We start from the raw sequence: 17,043 nt of genomic DNA on the forward strand, positions 1-17,043 counted from the left end.
AAGAAGCATTATCTCAGCAAGGGATAATGCTTCTCTCTTGCTCGTTATGAATGTCCAATTGGTACATCAATATGGCCGATGGCTACACAGAATTATGGGGCAAAAACTTTTTAGAACTTTATCGATATAGACACTGATAGGGCCTGTTCTAAAACCATTCCCAGAAGCCTCACAGTCAATTTTAACTTCATAAATTTCATTGACATTAACTTCGTCTTCAATAAACTCTTCAGTATTTGAAAAATTTACGGCATTTACATCAAACGCACCTTTGCACAGTTTAGCTCTCTTTGATCTTATTTGGTCACTGAACCAATTTGATATGGCTTTGGGGTCTCGGCTTTGCCACGCACTCCCGCCATGTTCATAACTGTATGTACCGTCGCTATTTAGTGTTCTTCTGTAAACAGCAAAATCTACATGATAACCATTACTATATTTTATTCTGACACAGTTTGTTTTTGCTTCAGGTTCTGTCCCGAGATTTCCCTTTTTTGCGATTGATGGCATCTGCGACTATGTTTCTGACGGATAATGGACCCAAATTGTTAATATTGGCTGAGTCAAAAACAATAGCTACATCAATATCGTAATCATTAGAATCATTTTGAATTACAGCATACATAGCCATACTGCCCTGGATCAAAGTCTCGGCAATGCTATAGGAAGTCCCATGCTCATCATTATACTCTTTGAAACCACTTTTAAGCCTTCGAATATTTGTATTCCGTTTGGTGCGGAGGTCATTTTGTGCGTCCTGTAGTGATTATAAGCCTTAACATCGAAACACCTCCCTCACCAAAATCTATAGTATCATGCAGTAAATCAACTCAACACCTTATCCAATAGTGCCGCATAACTGTCAACCACGTCATATACAACAGAATCCGTACTGATAGCCTTAAAATGCTCGCGAGCGCAGTGGATTTTTGCTTCCTCGACCATACGCATCTGCATTGTGGACATAGAGCCTTTTGTCTCGGCAACAAAGTAGATATGCTTCACTTTGCCCTCTTGAAAAGCTATCGCCCAGTCGGGGTTATATTTTCCTACAGGTGTGCTAATATAAAAGCCCTTCGGCAGCTTTACATAAACCGCCACTTCATTGCAGATATCAACGTTCTCCGCAAAGGTTCTCTCATTTGAGGAATCATATAGGATATGGTCATATAGATGCTTCTTCGCGGCCATTGCGTTCACGCCAAGCTGTCCCTTTAATGATGGCTCGGTAAAAATGGTAGTCTCATAAACCGCATCCAGCTTATTATAAGTGATGTGCTGAATGATGGTCGTTGCTTTTTGCTCGTTAATGATCTGTGCTGCCTTAATAATGAATTCCTCCGGATTATTCGCAAACTGGCCAAAGACAGCCTTTTCTATTCCATGCAGGATGCTTACAACAGCTTTTCTGGTAAGCCCTGTTTCGGTGACCACTTTACCGACGAGGTCATATTTTACCGCACTGCTTGCGGATATTTCAGCTTTGTAAACCTCGTTTTTCTCCTTCACAAAGGCTGACCCCTGTTGCAGTTGTTCCCGGGATTGAATATCGGTCATCGACCCGGTTTCTACCTTGAAAAATATTTTAGATACACGCAGTTCCCGGTTCAGTGCCGATATTGCTTTCTGAATCAATTCATCCTGGTCGAATTCCACCACATATACAGACTTGGCGTTTATATTAGCCCATAACTTCTGGAATTCCGGCAAGCCCAGCTTGGATTTGTCAAGCTTCAACTCAACATTGTTTTTCCGTGCGTTCTCAGGCTGCATGGACCGGCTGTCGTAAATAGAATCGAGAATCGCTATTACGGACTCTTTGCAATCGGCGGCTTCTTGGGCGATTTCAAGACTGCCGTTTTTCTTATCCTCATAATATTTATCTGTAAGGACACCTTTCTTTACATATCCGCTGGTGATAAGTCCCTCGTAAATACTCTGGGCAAGGTCGATATCAACAACCTGTTCAGCGCCGCTGGCATCTTTTATTACTTTGCTCTTAAAGAGATCTGCCGTTACCATTCGTGGCCTGTCAGCTACAGCCTCGGCAAGCTCGGTTTGAAGGCCTTTGGCGAAGCTGTCATAGCTTTCGTTGGCGATAACGGTAAGAACATTCACGTTATGGACATCCTCGCCCAGCAGGTTCGTATCCATACGTTCTCCGTTTTGATTTACAGAGAGACGTAAGCCCCGCCCGACTTCCTGACGCTTGCGGACATCGCTGCCGCTCTGCTTGAGGGTGCATATCTGAAACACATTCGGATTGTCCCATCCCTCGCGGAGAGCAGAGTGAGAGAAAATAAACCTCACCGGCTCCCGTCGATCCAGCAATCGCTCTTTATTTTTCATAATCAGATCATAAGCGTCTGCATCGTCGGAGGTGCGCTCCCGCCTGTCGCCCAGCTTGCTGTCAATCATCCGCTGGCTCTTTTTGTCCATGGAAAAATATCCTGCATGGGTTTCCTCTGCGGTTATTCCGTCAAGATATTTAAAATACGCATCACCATCATCGATTTCAAGCTGAAGGTTACTGATCACTTGTTTGTATTCTTCCTCGAACATATCGGCATACAGGCCATTAAAGGCAAGACCTGCAGCATCGTACTGCTTGTACTTTGCAACTTCATCAATGAAGAAAAGCGACAATACCTTGATGCCTTTATAGAACAACTGCCGTTCCCGTTCGATGTGAGAGAGGATGGTCTCGCGGATTTGGATGCGCCTGAGCTGCTCCTCGCTGACCGCCCCGATAACATCACCGGCAAAGAGCTTGATGCCGTTTGTGAACTCGATGGAGCTGTCTCTTCCGTCAATCCGCAGCACGGTGTATCCGTTTTTGTATTCTTCAAGCTCACCGGAATTGGGAAACAGGTTGTACCCCTCACCTACGGTACGCCGGGTCTTTCGGACACCGCTTGAACCTTTTACATCAAACTCTATGGTTGCAGTAGGGTTGCCCTTGGAGAGGTTGATGCTTTCCAGATATATATATCCTTCGGTTGCCGTGCTGCCCGTAACAGAAATACCCTTAACGGCAATCTTTTTGACCAGCTTTTTGTTGTAGGCTTCCATTGCGTCCAGGCGGTAAATCATATTATAAACGCTGTCCTTCTTGTGTGTTGCAGAATAGCGCAGCGTAAACAGCGGATTGAATTCTTTGAGGCGTTCCTTTGTGGCAGCGCCTTCCACCGACTGAGGTTCGTCGATAATCAGTATAGGATTGGTTTTTGCAAGAATATCAATGGGCTTGCGGCTTCTGAACTCGTCTAGCTTCATGTAAATGCGGCGGGCATCCTTGCCGCGGGCGTTAAATGCCTGTGAATTGATAATCATCACATTGATGGCACTGTCTGAAGCAAAGCGGTCTATCTCCGTCAGCTGTGCGGAATTGTATATAAAATACCGGATTTTCTTTCCGTATTCCTCCGCAAAATGTTCCTCTGTAATCTGAAAAGATTTATATACGCCCTCGCGTATGGCAACGCTTGGAACAACGACAATGAACTTGCTCCAGCCGTATCGCTTGTTCAGCTCGTACATGGTTTTAATATAGGTATAGGTCTTGCCAACGCCGGTTTCCATTTCCACGGTCAGGTTATATCGGCCCTCCAATTGCTTGGAAGGCTCAATCTGGTTGCTGCGCTGGATTCTGTTGATGTTTTCGAGGATAACCCCGTCGTTCAATTCCGGCACAAGCCTGGAGTTGCCAAAACCGGTAAAACGTTCCGCTTCATCAAACGCTATTTGCTCGTTTTTTACATAACCCCTGTCCATCATATAGCTGGGCGTGAGGTACGGCTGTCCGGCAAACACATCACATACCGCCTTGGCTGCATCTGCCTGGAATTTCTGATGCTTGAATTTCAGCTTCATGTGTCCTTGCCTCCTTCGCCCTTTAAGTATTTTGCCATCTCTCTATCAAATTGCGAAATATAGTCCCTGTCCTGTCGAACGCGGAACTGCTCGTAGATATCTTCCGCTTTTTTTACAGCATCCTCATGGGAAATCGTACCTTTGCCTTCAAGGACTTTCCGGCGGTTGTTCTTAAGAAAGTTATCCGTCTCACGCAGCCAGTCCGCCATGCTCATCGGCACTTCATCCTCTGCCATTAACTCGGCATAGTCGATAAACATGGTTACAATACGGTTCAGTCTTGAAAGCTCCTTTTCGTTGAGGTAGTTCTTTGCAATAACCACATCCCGTTTGAGAATTTTGCCGTCCGGAGCCGCTTTCCATGTGGTCAGCCCCATTGTCGGATGTTCGAGGCTGACCCGCTCGGCAATCAGCTCGGCAGCGGTCTTTCCGGTTATGGCATAATGGAGCTTGTTCTGCACAAAGGAATAAAACTCTCTTGTCAGGCTGCTGTTTTTGTCATAGTCATAGCTGCACTGCTCGAAGACATCGGCAATCTTCTGGTAGGCTCTCCTTTCGCTAGCGCGTATCTCGCGGATGCGCTCCAGCAGCTCGTCAAAGTAATCCTTCCCAAAAGGCTTGCCGTTTTTCAGCAATTCGTCATTCAGAACAAAGCCTTTTTGAATATATTCGTGCAGCGTTTTGGTTGCCCATTGGCGAAAGCGCGTCGCTTTTTTTGAGTTGACGCGGTAACCTACGGCGATAATCGCATCGAGACTATAGAAATCTACAAGCCGGGAAACCTCGCGGCCGCCTTCGATTTGAACTATTTCCTTTTTGGAAACAGTTGCTTCGCGGGTCAATTCTTCCTCGTCGTAGATGTTCTTCAAGTGTTTTGCTATCGCCGGCACTTGTACGTCAAATAGCTCCGCAATGGCTTTTTGCGTCATCCAAAAATTTTCGCCTTCAAAGCGCACCGAAACGGTCACATTGCCGCTGTCCGTCGTATACAAAATGATTTTATCTTCCCGCTTCATATCAGATCACCCTCACGCTTGTGTTCGGAGCCAATAATTTAAAAATCTCCTCCACATTGATTTTTTCGGGCGAGCAGGCAAAACTGCTGTCGCGGAAAACGGCGCGCAGCGGCTGACGCCTGGCAATTTCCTTGACCACCTCATCGCTGATGTGCTTGTCAAAGCAGGCGATGAGGTCGCCGTCATTGTAGGTATGAACGGTGAAGCCGCCTATTTTCTCCTGCGTGTGAGGCATGGAGAGGGGCAATCCCCAATCCAAAAGGCAGGCATAGAGCAGGTCCATATCGGTGCGGTCGTCCTTGATGTTGTCTTCCATCATTGAAAGCAAGTCCTGGGTGTATTCGCTTGCCGCATAGTACACATCTTTCATATTCGTATCGTCCAATTTGAGCACGCGGAAGCCGATGTCGAGGTTTTGAGCTGTCAGCCCTGCCGCTTCTTTTATTTTCTCTCCGGCACGGCGGATACGCTCCTTGCCGATTTCGCAGATGTTTTTATAGCCAGCCTTGGCAGCCTCGCTGCCTTCGGGGCAAGGTTCAGGCAGCTGCACCATGATGAACTTGCGCTTGCCGCCGTCCTCAGCGTTAAGCTGCATGACTGCATGGGCAGTGGTTGCCGAGCCGGAGAAAAAGTCGAGGATGATGTCACCACTTTCGACAAACCCTAAAGTGATAAGTTTCTTTAATAGCGTAGTTGGTTTTGGAGTATCAAAAGGAGAATTTTCAAACAAAAACTGCAGTTCTTTTGTTGCAGCTGTTGCAGTTCCTACCTTATCTCCAGAAAACCAACTATTATCAATTGAGCCAAAGTCCTTTTTTTCTTCATAGAAGGATTTCATTTGCGGACGACCTGTGCCGTTTTTGCCGAAAATAATCCGCCCATTAGCTAAGGCACTGGAGAATTTCTCTGGAGAAATTCTCCAGTGCCTCCCGCTTGGCGGGAGGTGCTGCTCTCCCGTGTTGGGGTTAGTTATAGGGTATGTAAGGTTTGGACGGACATTTGGTGCATCAAAAGGATCAGCCTTCCAAAGACCGCGCGGGTCATTGTCCGGATTATCGAATTTATCTTTATCTAGTGGTAATGGTCTGAAAACAAACGAATCCTTGTTATACCAAGTGTTCACATTGCTTTCTTTTAAGCGCCTGTTTTCAAATCTACGTTTTTTTGCGTAGACAATTAAGTATTCGTGATTGATACTTAAATCAGTGTCATTCTGCATTGATAAGCGCGATTGCCAAGGAATACAGGCGGCAAAATTGGATTCGCCAAAAACCTCATCACATATTTTCTTTAACTGTCCTTGTTCACCATCATCAATGCTGATAAATATTACCCCATCATCCCGTAGTAGATTTCTCGCTAAAACAAGCCTCGGGTACATCATGCTGCACCAATCAGAATGAAACCGCCCATTGCTTTCCGTATTACGAAATAGGCGGTCACCGTCCTCGTCATATACGCCCGCTTCCCCGGCATACTCGTCTCTGTTCCGCGTGAAATTATCGCGGTAAATAAAATCATTGCCTGTGTTATAAGGCGGATCTATATAAATCATCTTCACTTTGCCGAGATAGCTCTCCTGCAACAGTTTCAGCACGTCAAGATTATCACCCTCTATGTAAAGGTTTTCGGTGGTATCCCAGTTTTTGCTTTCCTCCGGGCATGGGCGCAAGGTTTTTCGGATAGGGCGTCCCGCCTCGGCAATGGCGGCTCTTTTACCTACCCAGGTAAACTCGTAGGCTTCATCACCGTACACCTCGTCTCCCAGCAGGGAGCGCAGCAGGTCGAAATTTACTTTTCCTTCAGTAACGACACCGGGGAAAAGCTCCGCTATTTTTTCTATATTCGCGGCGGTCAGGTTCGCCGATTCAAAACGCATTTTGTCCATTTTGTTAAACTCCTCTCCCTTTAATATTTTCATTCAACTTCGTATCCTTGTGAGGAACTCAATCCCTCCAATTCCTTCCTCAGCCGCTTCAACTCTCCGTTGAGCGCAACCTGTATATTGAACTGCTTTTCGCGGCGCACCTTGTTCTCCAGCACGGCGATTTCCTTTTGCAGCTTCTGCCGCCGTTCATCGCGGGCGACCGCATCTTTCAAATCGCCTCCGGTGGAGGTCATGACGGATATCTTCATTCGGGTTTCTACACGGCTTTTCAGGTTTATGTAATCGTCAAGCGTCAAATCCAGCCAGAAGTTCACCAGCTGTATCGGCGCATTCCGGCTGCCGATACGGTCAATACGTCTGAACCGCTGGATGATGCGGACAGGGTTCCAGTGGATATCGTAATTAACCAAATAGTCGCAATCCTGAAGATTCTGGCCTTCGGAAATGCAATCAGTGGCGATGAAAGTCCAGCATCTTTAAAAGCGCAGCTGTTGTTCTTTTTTCCGGTCCTAAATCGCTCCAGATATTAAATGCCCTTTGTGCGTTGCGGAAAATCTCATCAATTGGTTTCGATGTGTTCAATTTTTCATTTATCAGGCTGGTTTTCCCTCATAAGCAAGTGCAAGCTGATTGCGCAAGTCGACAAAACGGTTGTTTACCGGTGTTGCTGACAGCATAAGCCCCTTTGATTCCACACCCGGGCGAATAACCTTGTTCAAGAGTCGGAGATAACGGTTTTCACGTGCATCATCTCCGTAAACTTCGCCGCCATTGCGGAAATTGTGGGATTCGTCGATGACTATAAGCCCGTAATTCTCCCAATATATTTTTTCCAGGTCATTGCCGTTTGACATGCCGTGTTCGCGTGAAAGGTCGGTGTGGTAAAGAACAGTGTATCCAAGCCGGTCGGAAATGAGCGGATTATTTCTATAGTGACTCCTGAAAGTATTCCAATTGTCTGCCAGTTTCTTCGGGCATAGCACAAGCACAGATTTGTTCTTTTTCTCATAGTATTTGATCACAGCAAGGGCGGTAAACGTCTTGCCAAGTCCAACACTATCGGCCAAAATACACCCATTATATTTTTCAAGCTTATTTATGATTGCAAGCGCCGCATCTTTTTGGAAATCATATAACATACTCCAGATTTTACTTTCTTTAAACCCGGTTGCTTCATTGGGAAGCACATCCTCGGAGATGTCTTCGAGGAATTCATTGAATATGTTGTAAAGAGCCACGAAATAAAGAAACTCCGCCGAGTTTTCGTTGTAAGCGGCGGTGATGCTCTCGATGACCTCTTCAGTTACGTCCTGTAATTTCGTCCTGTCATTCCAGACACTTTCAAACAGCCGGATGAATTCCTGACTGTGCGGTGCAGGGAACTTGGTAACCATGTTGTAGCTGTTATTCCCACGTTCGCATCCAATGTCCACGGTGGTGAAGCCGCTGAGCGGCATATATGTAATCTGTTCATTGCCGGTATCTATGTTGAGGAAACCGCCCATGTTCTCCGACGTAGTATTTGACTTGAACTTAACCTTTTTTCTGATCCAATCGACACATTCACGGGCGATTGCTTTCTGCGTCAATTCGTTGCGCAGCTTCACTTCAAATTCCGTTCCGTAAAGGCTGCGCTCGCGGCTTAAGCGGGGGATATAAAATTCGCGTTTTTCTTTAGGTGCTTTTTCAGTGACAAAGGCAGGCGATGTGAATATGAAACGAAGCTCGTCAATATTGTCAAATTGTTTTTTCAAAACCTGGTATGCGTATATGGAAAAACAAGCGGCAGCAATCGAAAGGCGGCTGCCCTTTTCGATTGTAACCGCTAAATCATTCTTCACAGTATTTGTTATATTATCGAAAATTTCCATAGCAAGCTCCTTTATTGGCTATATGTTTATTTATTTTGTGTTGTCCTGCAGGTCTGGAACTAATTCCATAATGTCTCCGAAATCAACGCCGAGAGTGGCGCATACTTTAATCAAGACTTCCATGCTGACATTCTCATGATTTGAGAGCTTGGCAATGGTGGTTGAACTTAATCCCGATGCCAATTGCAGATCCTTCTTTTTCATATCTCTATCAATAAGGAGCTTCCATAATTTTTTATAACTTACGCGCATATTCGCCACCCATTTCCTAAGTTTTAACTTAATCATACCAAAATTTGCATGTATTTTACAATATATTTTGCGCATTTGTAAAGATTCTGTTTATATTTATTCTACATTTAAGCAGTTTTAAAGAAATATATGTAGCTATCTGGTGAATTGAAAGACGAGAGGGTGAATTGAAAGACGAGACGCTACTTTGTAAAGCGAAATGCAAGTTTGTAAATTGATAACTGGATATTTTGGAGTGATTTAACTAAACTGGACACGCAGAACGGTACTTTTATCCTCTTTTCTTAGAAATACTCATTATTTCATAAAAAGGGGATTCTTTGTATTTTCACTTTTGCTTTGCCGGGGTAATAGTCATAATATTCCGAATGCATCGTCATAACAATCACCTTTGGCGCTCATGCTTTGCCGTATACCATGGGCAACAAGCTTATCCTGATAGGCATAGGCAGCATATTGGGATCCCCTGTGGGAATGAAAAATAAGTCCTTTAGCGGGCTTTTCCTTTATAATCGCCTGTTCAATAGCATTAATGGTTAGCTGTTTACTTTGAGGACCAGGCACATCTTCTTGACGCGAAATTCGGAGCTGTTTTCCTCAATAAACTGATATTTTACTTCGCGCCTCTGCTGAAGATAGCCATAGCCTTTTTTAGGATGGCATTTTCCTCCTCAAGATCCTTGATCTTTCTTTCTAAAGCCTTTCGTTCAGCATCATCACTCTTGAGATTTCCTTTGCCGGGAAAGGCCTGGTCGCCGTGAGGGTTGTATTGTTGTACCCAACGCCGGATAGTTGTAGCACTGACGTCAATATCTTCTGCTACTTTAACAGGTTTCTTACCAATGTCTGTAATAAGCTTAACGATTTCTTTCTTGTAATCAGCGCTAAATTTGTTTTTTCAGTCATTTGCTTAACACGCCCTTTCTTTAGGTTCTATTATAACAACCTGTCTGCGTGTCCAGCAAACCGAGTATAGTCCAATAGCCGAACAGCGGCAAAGGCAGACAGCCTAATTTGCTGTCTGCCTCACCCAATATCCATGGTTCATAATATGTCCCTATGGAAATGCGCCCAAACCCTCAAGCTTTTTATTGTGCATCAAATATGCTTCTTACAGACTCAGCAATTTTACTGCTGTAATAGACCTGATCCTGGTAAATAATATGGTCTTGATAAACCTTTAAATCCCGTTTCTCCCGGCCTACAGTAAAAGTCATCATGAAAGCCCAGCTTTCTTCCTCAGGCAATTTTTCCACTTTCTTTAAGCTGCACTTTAGAATCCATCTTGGAATTTCTATAGGGTAATAGGTTTGATCCTCAAAATCATATTCATTTTGTGCGTCCTTTACAATTACCTTTGTGGATCTTAACAAAGAAGCTATTTTCTTTGGATCTTCTGTAGGTTTTGCAGACATCTTCTTGGAAACATATTCCCAAAGCTCCGGGCTATATTGATAATAAGAAAAGCTGTCCGGTGAATCCACTGCTAATATTTCCTCATTAATCAGTGTAATTCCATAGGTTCTTTCTCTACTGGTTATAGAAATATAATAGTCTGGATATTGAACAGGAACCTCGATAAATTTATCTCTTGGAAGCGGTGCCAATAGTTCGATAACCTTCAGCAGGTTTGGAATCTCGTTCTTATCTACGATCCATTTTCTATTTTCATCCCTTGCTTCAACATAAGCACTATCTGCTTCTTTGAAGGTTACACTGGCATTGTACCTCCTCATATAAATTTGCTCTAATAGAATATGAAGTGTCTCCATCCTCTGATCTTCTATTTCAAAGTACTGACTGGCACCCTGTATTTGTTCAACTTTTATTTGATGTTCTGCCACATATATTCTGATACTTTTGCTCTTCATATGGATAATATAAGTGAAATCGTCCTCATTAAATTCTGTCGTTTTCTCCATCTCAGCAGTTTTGAAGAAGTCCATTATCTGCACCAAGTCCTCACCATCCACTTCAATGGCTTCAGAAGCTCCAGGAATACTTTCCAGCCAGACCTCTTCTATATCTTTAAACAGGTGGCTTATATCAATTTCCTGCTGAAGTTTCTTTTCCTCCTTCACAATACCTGCCGTTAATTTCTCCTCCAGACGCTCTTTTTGATTTTGCTTTCCCCTTACAATATAAAAACTAATAGATGCACTAATCAAAGAAAACATGATAAAGCAAATTAATATCAAACCTATATTATTTCTCTTATTCTTCATGCTTTTTCACTCCCGGTTCTTAAGATGGGGCACAAAATGAACCTCTCTTAGATATGTACTGGTATCTACATGGTTTATTTATTATACTGTCTTTTTATGGAATTTTATACCTGTATCTGCCTTCCTAAGGGCACAAACATACTATTCGACAAATCTTCAAAAAAACCTTTCACAGGCTTTAATCTTGTTTGCAGTCTCCTATTCTGCTGACAGGAGGCGCTAAAAAGGACGAAGCTGCGCATTCGTCCCTTGTAATATGCTTAAGCTATAGACATCTTCGTCTGATCATACAGACTACAAGCTTTCCTCTGTGCTATAGATCTCCAGCATCAGCTGTTGGACCTGATCAGGATTATGCAAGAAGTAGGAAATGCCTTTTTCCGTACTTTTTCCCGGCAGAGAATAGGTTTTTAAATCTTCCTTTGTGATTCCCACGGCATTCTTTACATAAACCAGTATCTCCCCTAAATCCATACTTGTATCAATATATTTAAATACAGTATTTGCAACAACAGGGAGTCTAAAACCCAGGGCTTTACCCCAGGCAGCCTGCATAAATTGCTGCTGTGCACGGATGCGTCCTAAATCCCCGTCTGGATAGCCCGTGCCATTATTATTCTGTCTAAAGCGCAAAAAACTCATTGCCTGTTTCCCATCTAGGACTTGCACTCCTTTTTTAATTCGAATATGCAGTTCAGGCACTGCATAAGGATCATCATATTCCATGTCCATCGGTACATTTACCTTTACGCCGCCTAGGGAATCGATGATTCTCTCCACGCCGGTGTATGTAACCTTGATATGATGATGAACCGGAACCCCAGCCAGTATGTCGCTTATAGCCTTCATCGTACCTTGAACGCCCTCATCGCCGTAAACAGAGTTGATCTTCTTCTTAGCCGCATTGTCTCGTCCCGGGCGGACATAATAGGTATCTCTTGGTATAGAAATCATATCTACCCTTTTCCTGTCGGGATCAAAGCTGGCGAAAACAATGGTATCGGTTCGGGGTCCTTCCATTCCTAAAAGCGCAATATTAATGCGGTTACTGCTATCGACTAACTTTTCTAATTCAGTTTTCTCCTTCACTTCCCCAGGCTGCTCCGACTCACTATCTACAATATCATCCTGATCATCTTTACTTACCACCAGGTCATCTGGAGCCTGATAGATTTTGGAGAAAACAGCAAAGCCTGCACCGAGAGCAACGATAAAACAGACAAAAGCAATTAGAAAAGCCTTTAAAAAAGGTTTCATGTTTTTCCCCTTTCACGATTTCAGTATCTCTTTTATTGTATCATACTCAATTTATGAAATGGATTAAAATTATATTACAATTTTATAGGAATTTTCTGATTTTTTCATTCTATGAATTTAGAAAGGAGCCCTATAGGCTCCTAAAATGGGTTTAAACGTTGTAATTAAAGAATCCTTTACCGGTCTTTCTGCCAAGCAGCTTCCCACGAACCATTTTTCTCAGCAACGGATGGGGCCTATATTTTGAATCTCCAAACTCAGTATACAATACCTCCATAATCGCAAGGCATACATCATTGCCAATAAGATCTGCAAGGGCTAAAGGTCCTATGGGATGATTTGCACCCAGCTTCATGGCTTCATCGATATCTTCAGCGGTTGCTACCCCATCTGCTAATATTCCAACTGCCTCATTGATCATAGGGATCAAAATGCGATTTACTACAAAACCGGGAGCCTCCTCAACTTCTACAGGAGTTTTATCCACAGCCTTTGTTAAATCAATAATGGCGGTTCTTGTCCCCTCATCCGTAGCCACTCCCTTAATTACTTCTACCAGTTTCATAACCGGAACAGGATTAAAGAAATGCATACCGATCACCTTATGGGGTCTGTTGGTCGCTGCCGCCACCTCCGTGATAGATAGGGAGGAGGTGTTGGTAGCCAAAATAGCCTCCGGCTTACAGATGCTGTCGATTTCAGCAAATATTTTTTTCTTGATCTCCATATTCTCAGTAGCTGCCTCAATCACCAAATCACAATCTGCTACATCTTCCAGTGCAGTTGATCCTTTAAGCAGTCCTAATGAGATTTCTTTTTCCGCTTCTGTCATTTTTCCTTTTTGGATGCTTTTATCAAAATTTTTCGTGATCCCCTTGATTCCTTTATCAATAAACTCCTGGCTTAAATCCCTTAAAATAACCCTATAACCCTTTTGGATCAAAACCTGAGCGATTCCGGCACCCATAGTACCTGCACCAATAACACAAATCTTATTCATATGTAATTCCTCCTTAAAGATTTTAAGTGAATCTGTGTCCATATTTTCCAGTTATTTCCCTTGAAATGACGGCTTTCGCTTTTCAAGGAAAGCACCCATGCCTTCCTTCTGATCCGTGCTGGCGAAGCAAAGGCCAAAAAGATCTGCCTCTATCTGCGTACCCGTATCTACATCAGTTTCAATTCCTCTATTGATTGCCAGCTTTGAATATCCTACGGCCAGCGGGGCTTTTTCTGCTATACGGTTAGCAAGGGCCAGCACTTCATCCATCAGCAGCTCCGGTTCGACCACCTTATTCACAAGCCCAATACGCTCAGCCTCTATAGCATCGATCATATCTCCTGTATAAATAAGTTCCTTTGCCTTTGCAATCCCTACCAGCCTAGGCAGCCTCTGGGTTCCGGCAAAACCCGGTGTAATCCCCAATCCTACCTCCGGCTGGCCAAATTTTGCCTTACTGCTGGCAATCCGCAGATCGCAGCTCATGGCTAATTCGCAGCCTCCTCCCAGTGCAAAACCGTTTACTGCGGCAATGACCGGTTTCTCCATACTCTCTATTTCTCTAAATATCTTTTGTCCTAACATGCCAAATTTTCTGCCTTCATCTCCGCCTAAATCCTTCATTTCAGAGATATCTGCCCCAGCCACAAAGGCCTTTCCAGCTCCCGTAATCACTAACACCGACACACAGGAATCCTCTGCCAGCTGTTTTACAGCTGTATCCAGCTCCCTTAGCAGCTGTCGATTTAGCGCATTCAGTGCTTCAGGGCGATTCAGTCTGATGATGCCTACCTTTTCTTTCTGTTCTATTTCAATCATTTGAAAAGGCATTGGTATCCCTCCTTTTAAAATGTGTGACACTTGTTCCATCTAAGGTTTGCCATCTACCTAAAATTATATCCCTATTTTACCAAGATAGAAACCCCTACAGCAAATAATATATTTCTCTCTTTCCTTATGCCCTTATGCATACAATACTGAGCTGTTGGCAACACTGAAAAATGAAAAGATTAGGAGGTGCTATGATGTTGAAAATCGGACATCCGGCCCCTGAGTTTTCCGTACCTAGTACGAAGGGGCAGATTACGCTTAAGGATTTTAAAGGAAAGTGGGTTGTGCTGTTTTTCTATCCCCTTGACTTCACACCGGTGTGAGGCACCGAGGTTCCGGAATTTAACAAGTCACTGAAATACTTTGACCAGTTAAATGCGGTAGTATTGGGTGCCAATACAGACAGTGTTCCGACTCACAACGCCTGGGCTCAGCATTTAGGCGGGATAGATTTCCCTCTCATTGCAGACTATGACAAAAATCTGTCACAAACCTATGAAGTACTCACAGAGGAAGCCGGCGGCATTGCTTTGCGGGGTGTATTCCTGATCGATCCTGATGGATTCCTTCAGTATCAGCTCGTACAAAACTTATCTGTGGGCAGAAATGTAAAGGAAGTTCTAAGGGTATTAAAGGCATTGCAGACTGGCAAAGCCTGTCCTGCTAACTGGGAAGAAGGCATGGCCACTCTCTCCTAGTAAAAACCACCGGTCAATTCAAAAACCGGTGGTTTTGTGTTGCTCTATTTACTTTCCTGCCAATATCTCTGCTAGGTGGGCCAGCATTCTCACTCCTACACCGGTAGGCCCCTTCACCCGATACCCATGATCCTTCTTGGTGCTGACAGTCCCTGCGATATCGATATGAACCCAGGGTTTGTTTTCCACAAAGGACCCGATAAATAATCCTGCAGTGATCATACCTCCCCAGCGGCCTCCAGAGTTTTTAATATCTGCAATGTCGCTTTTAATCAACTCTTTATACTCCTCAAAGGCAGGCATTTGCCAGATTTTATCCCCTGCCCTTGCCGCAGCCTCCTGAACCTGCAACCATAAGCTTTCATTATTGGTCAGGGCACCGGTAGTCACATGACCAAAGGCTACTACACAGGCTCCTGTCAAAGTAGCGATATCAATAACTTTATCTGCGCCTTTTTGAATTGCATAGGAGATGGCATCGACCAAAATCAGCCGGCCTTCTGCGTCGGTATTGATAATCTCAATGGTTTTACCATTCATGCTTTTTACTACATCTCCCGGTTTTTGTGCCGTACCTGACGGCAAATTCTCACAGGCTGGTACCACTGCAATAATATTGACCCGGGGTTTTAAGGCTCCGATGGCCTCCATGGCTCCGATGACAGCAGCGCCTCCAGCCATATCATCCTTCATGTCTTCCATCCCTTGAGCCGGTTTTATGGAGATGCCTCCCGCATCGAAGGTAAGTCCTTTTCCTACCAAGGCGATTTTTTCACCCTGAGGGTCTCCTCCGTTGTATTCTATCACGATTAATTTAGGAGGCTCTGCGCTTCCCTTGGTAACTCCTACCAGCGCATACATCCCCAGCTTTTCCATATCCTCTTTCTCCAGAATCTCGACCTTCATTCCATGGCTGCCGGCTATCTTTTTTGCCGCTTCCGCCATGACAGTGGGCGTCATCCGATTGCCCGGTTCATTCACCATATCTCTGGCTAGGTTCACTGCCTGTGCCAGTGCAACTCCCCTTTGAATTCCTTTCTCTATTAGTTCGTTTTCCATCTCATATTTTTTTATGAATAAAATTTCTTGAATCTCTTCCTGCTTTCTATCACCGCTTTTATATTTATCAAAGCGATATAGGGACATCAGCGCACCCTCTGCTAAGCTCTGGCCTATCGCAACAGGACATATCTTTTTTTCCAGGTCCTCTTCCAAATAAAGAGCAATCCTTTTATCCCCTAGCTTACCGGCTTTTTTTACCACACTTCCCAGTACATTTCTTAATACTTCCTCATCAACCTTTTTTTCTTCTCCCAATCCAGCCAGTATCAGCTTTTTCGGGGTAATTTTCCCTAAGGTATGTATTACCTGAACTTCCATCTCCTTACCTGCAAAGCTTTCTTCTGCAATCATTTCGCTGATAATACCACCCAGCTGCCGATCTAATTCCTTTATCTCCGGCGATAAGACCTTTGTGTCCTTAAATAGACACAGGATGAGACTGTCTACCGTCATATCCCCTACAGTTCCTCTGATCACATGAAATTCCATTCCCTTTTCCTCCTTTATCAATGCATCAGACTTTCTAGCCAAAATCCGATGATTACAATTATGATTCCTATCAACGCTGCCCCGATCCCCTCGGCTCCAGTTTGAGGCTCCCTTCTTTTTTTCAGGGAAGTAAACATTGATTTTCTCATGGCAGGTGTCCCAATGAGCAAAGCAATGGCAATAACCATCGTGATAGTGCCTCCTCCAAGGGCAAACATGTAGGCTCCCTTCAGTATGGGCCATCCCCTCAACCCTGCAAAGAGGACCCCAATCAGGGCAAAAGCAGCAGCATACAGGATACCCTTGAAAAGATAACGAAGTATATACCTTATAAAGGACATTCGATTCCCCCCTGCCTATGTTCTTTATTATGATTACCATCTTATTCTACGATATAACGAAGATTCCTCTTTCCATAAAAAAATTTATCTGAATTGGGACAGTGAAACGTCGTCGTACCCAATGTGTGTACTAAAATGGGGTCATCCCAAACCGTCCCCAAATTTCTGATTCGCTATAATCAAGTGTCTATATTCGAATGATCAACATTTACCTTCATCAGAGTCTTATCATTTGATAAA

The 17,043-nt window shown here is 44.0% G+C and carries 15 protein-coding genes and 1 pseudogene; 1 reads left to right on the plus strand and 15 read right to left on the minus strand.

Annotated features, from left to right (window positions below; genetic code table 11):
* Positions 1 to 66 precede the first annotated feature (66 nt).
* From BUB56_RS20335 to BUB56_RS05015, 13 genes and pseudogenes are all read right to left on the minus strand, one after another.
* The gene (locus BUB56_RS20335; RefSeq protein ID WP_110940267.1) at positions 67 to 510 is read right to left on the minus strand and encodes a cyclic GMP-AMP synthase DncV-like nucleotidyltransferase; all 444 of its coding nucleotides are present in this window, start codon (positions 508 to 510) and stop codon (positions 67 to 69) included.
* 315 nt (positions 511 to 825) lie between these two features.
* Positions 826 to 3,873 carry a type III restriction-modification system endonuclease gene (locus BUB56_RS04965; protein WP_110940268.1) on the minus strand — a complete coding sequence of 1,016 codons (3,048 nt, stop codon included), beginning with the start codon at positions 3,871 to 3,873 and terminating at the stop codon, positions 826 to 828.
* Complete coding sequence (locus BUB56_RS04970; protein ID WP_110940269.1) at positions 3,870 to 4,889, minus strand: virulence RhuM family protein; 1,020 nt, start codon at positions 4,887 to 4,889, stop codon at positions 3,870 to 3,872. Before BUB56_RS04970 ends, BUB56_RS04965 begins: the two co-directional genes overlap by 4 nt.
* A 1-nt stretch (position 4,890) precedes the next feature.
* Positions 4,891 to 6,777, minus strand: coding sequence for a site-specific DNA-methyltransferase (locus BUB56_RS04975; protein ID WP_110940298.1), 1,887 nt, complete (start codon positions 6,775 to 6,777; stop codon positions 4,891 to 4,893).
* Positions 6,778 to 6,806: 29 nt separating this feature from the next.
* The gene (locus tag BUB56_RS20185; protein WP_408606936.1) at positions 6,807 to 7,187 is read right to left on the minus strand and encodes a DUF4391 domain-containing protein; all 381 of its coding nucleotides are present in this window, start codon (positions 7,185 to 7,187) and stop codon (positions 6,807 to 6,809) included.
* A 183-nt stretch (positions 7,188 to 7,370) separates the two neighbouring features.
* The gene (locus BUB56_RS04980; RefSeq protein WP_330392556.1) at positions 7,371 to 8,648 is read right to left on the minus strand and encodes an SNF2-related protein; all 1,278 of its coding nucleotides are present in this window, start codon (positions 8,646 to 8,648) and stop codon (positions 7,371 to 7,373) included.
* Positions 8,649 to 8,678: 30 nt separating this feature from the next.
* A complete protein-coding gene (locus BUB56_RS04985; protein ID WP_110940270.1) occupies positions 8,679 to 8,900 on the minus strand; it encodes a helix-turn-helix domain-containing protein in 222 nt (73 codons plus the stop codon).
* Positions 8,901 to 9,254: 354 nt separating this feature from the next.
* On the minus strand, positions 9,255 to 9,464 hold the full coding sequence (locus BUB56_RS20340) for a DDE-type integrase/transposase/recombinase (protein ID WP_190014215.1): 210 nt from the start codon (positions 9,462 to 9,464) through the stop codon (positions 9,255 to 9,257).
* 49 nt (positions 9,465 to 9,513) lie between these two features.
* Positions 9,514 to 9,783, minus strand: a pseudogene (locus tag BUB56_RS20345) (transposase); the annotation flags it as partial.
* Positions 9,784 to 9,988: 205 nt separating this feature from the next.
* Positions 9,989 to 11,125 carry a hypothetical protein gene (locus BUB56_RS05000; protein WP_110940272.1) on the minus strand — a complete coding sequence of 379 codons (1,137 nt, stop codon included), beginning with the start codon at positions 11,123 to 11,125 and terminating at the stop codon, positions 9,989 to 9,991.
* A gap of 294 nt (positions 11,126 to 11,419) precedes the next feature.
* Positions 11,420 to 12,382, minus strand: coding sequence for an LCP family protein (locus BUB56_RS05005; protein WP_110940273.1), 963 nt, complete (start codon positions 12,380 to 12,382; stop codon positions 11,420 to 11,422).
* A 151-nt stretch (positions 12,383 to 12,533) separates the two neighbouring features.
* Positions 12,534 to 13,382 carry a 3-hydroxybutyryl-CoA dehydrogenase gene (locus BUB56_RS05010; RefSeq protein WP_110940274.1) on the minus strand — a complete coding sequence of 283 codons (849 nt, stop codon included), beginning with the start codon at positions 13,380 to 13,382 and terminating at the stop codon, positions 12,534 to 12,536.
* Positions 13,383 to 13,433: 51 nt separating this feature from the next.
* The gene (locus tag BUB56_RS05015) at positions 13,434 to 14,213 is read right to left on the minus strand and encodes a short-chain-enoyl-CoA hydratase (protein WP_110940275.1); all 780 of its coding nucleotides are present in this window, start codon (positions 14,211 to 14,213) and stop codon (positions 13,434 to 13,436) included.
* 194 nt (positions 14,214 to 14,407) lie between these two features.
* Here BUB56_RS05015 and BUB56_RS05020 point away from each other — a divergent pair, with 194 nt between their 5' ends.
* Positions 14,408 to 14,911, plus strand: coding sequence for a peroxiredoxin (locus BUB56_RS05020; protein ID WP_110940276.1), 504 nt, complete (start codon positions 14,408 to 14,410; stop codon positions 14,909 to 14,911).
* 48 nt (positions 14,912 to 14,959) lie between these two features.
* Here the strand turns inward: BUB56_RS05020 and BUB56_RS05025 are convergent, their stop codons facing one another.
* Together BUB56_RS05025 and BUB56_RS05030 are read right to left on the minus strand one after the other, a co-directional pair.
* Positions 14,960 to 16,462, minus strand: a complete 1,503-nt coding sequence (locus BUB56_RS05025; RefSeq protein ID WP_110940277.1) for a leucyl aminopeptidase — start codon at positions 16,460 to 16,462, stop codon at positions 14,960 to 14,962.
* Between the two features lie 17 nt (positions 16,463 to 16,479).
* Positions 16,480 to 16,803, minus strand: coding sequence for a hypothetical protein (locus BUB56_RS05030; protein ID WP_110940278.1), 324 nt, complete (start codon positions 16,801 to 16,803; stop codon positions 16,480 to 16,482).
* Between the last annotated feature and the right edge of the window lie 240 nt (positions 16,804 to 17,043).

Origin of the sequence: Geosporobacter subterraneus DSM 17957 (genome assembly GCF_900142145.1) — a bacterium.
Classification (GTDB): Bacteria; Bacillota; Clostridia; order Peptostreptococcales; family Thermotaleaceae; genus Geosporobacter; species Geosporobacter subterraneus.

Coding starts and splice junctions, on each gene's coding strand:
- BUB56_RS20335 (WP_110940267.1), bottom strand. CDS start 510: ATGCCATCAATCGCAAAAAAGGGAAATCTCGGGACAGAACCTGAAGCA.
- BUB56_RS04965 (WP_110940268.1), bottom strand. CDS start 3,873: ATGAAGCTGAAATTCAAGCATCAGAAATTCCAGGCAGATGCAGCCAAG.
- BUB56_RS04970 (WP_110940269.1), bottom strand. CDS start 4,889: ATGAAGCGGGAAGATAAAATCATTTTGTATACGACGGACAGCGGCAAT.
- BUB56_RS04975 (WP_110940298.1), bottom strand. CDS start 6,777: ATGGACAAAATGCGTTTTGAATCGGCGAACCTGACCGCCGCGAATATA.
- BUB56_RS04980 (WP_330392556.1), bottom strand. CDS start 8,648: ATGGAAATTTTCGATAATATAACAAATACTGTGAAGAATGATTTAGCG.
- BUB56_RS04985 (WP_110940270.1), bottom strand. CDS start 8,900: ATGCGCGTAAGTTATAAAAAATTATGGAAGCTCCTTATTGATAGAGAT.
- BUB56_RS05000 (WP_110940272.1), bottom strand. CDS start 11,125: ATGAAGAATAAGAGAAATAATATAGGTTTGATATTAATTTGCTTTATC.
- BUB56_RS05005 (WP_110940273.1), bottom strand. CDS start 12,382: ATGAAACCTTTTTTAAAGGCTTTTCTAATTGCTTTTGTCTGTTTTATC.
- BUB56_RS05010 (WP_110940274.1), bottom strand. CDS start 13,382: ATGAATAAGATTTGTGTTATTGGTGCAGGTACTATGGGTGCCGGAATC.
- BUB56_RS05015 (WP_110940275.1), bottom strand. CDS start 14,213: ATGCCTTTTCAAATGATTGAAATAGAACAGAAAGAAAAGGTAGGCATC.
- BUB56_RS05025 (WP_110940277.1), bottom strand. CDS start 16,462: ATGGAATTTCATGTGATCAGAGGAACTGTAGGGGATATGACGGTAGAC.
- BUB56_RS05030 (WP_110940278.1), bottom strand. CDS start 16,803: ATGTCCTTTATAAGGTATATACTTCGTTATCTTTTCAAGGGTATCCTG.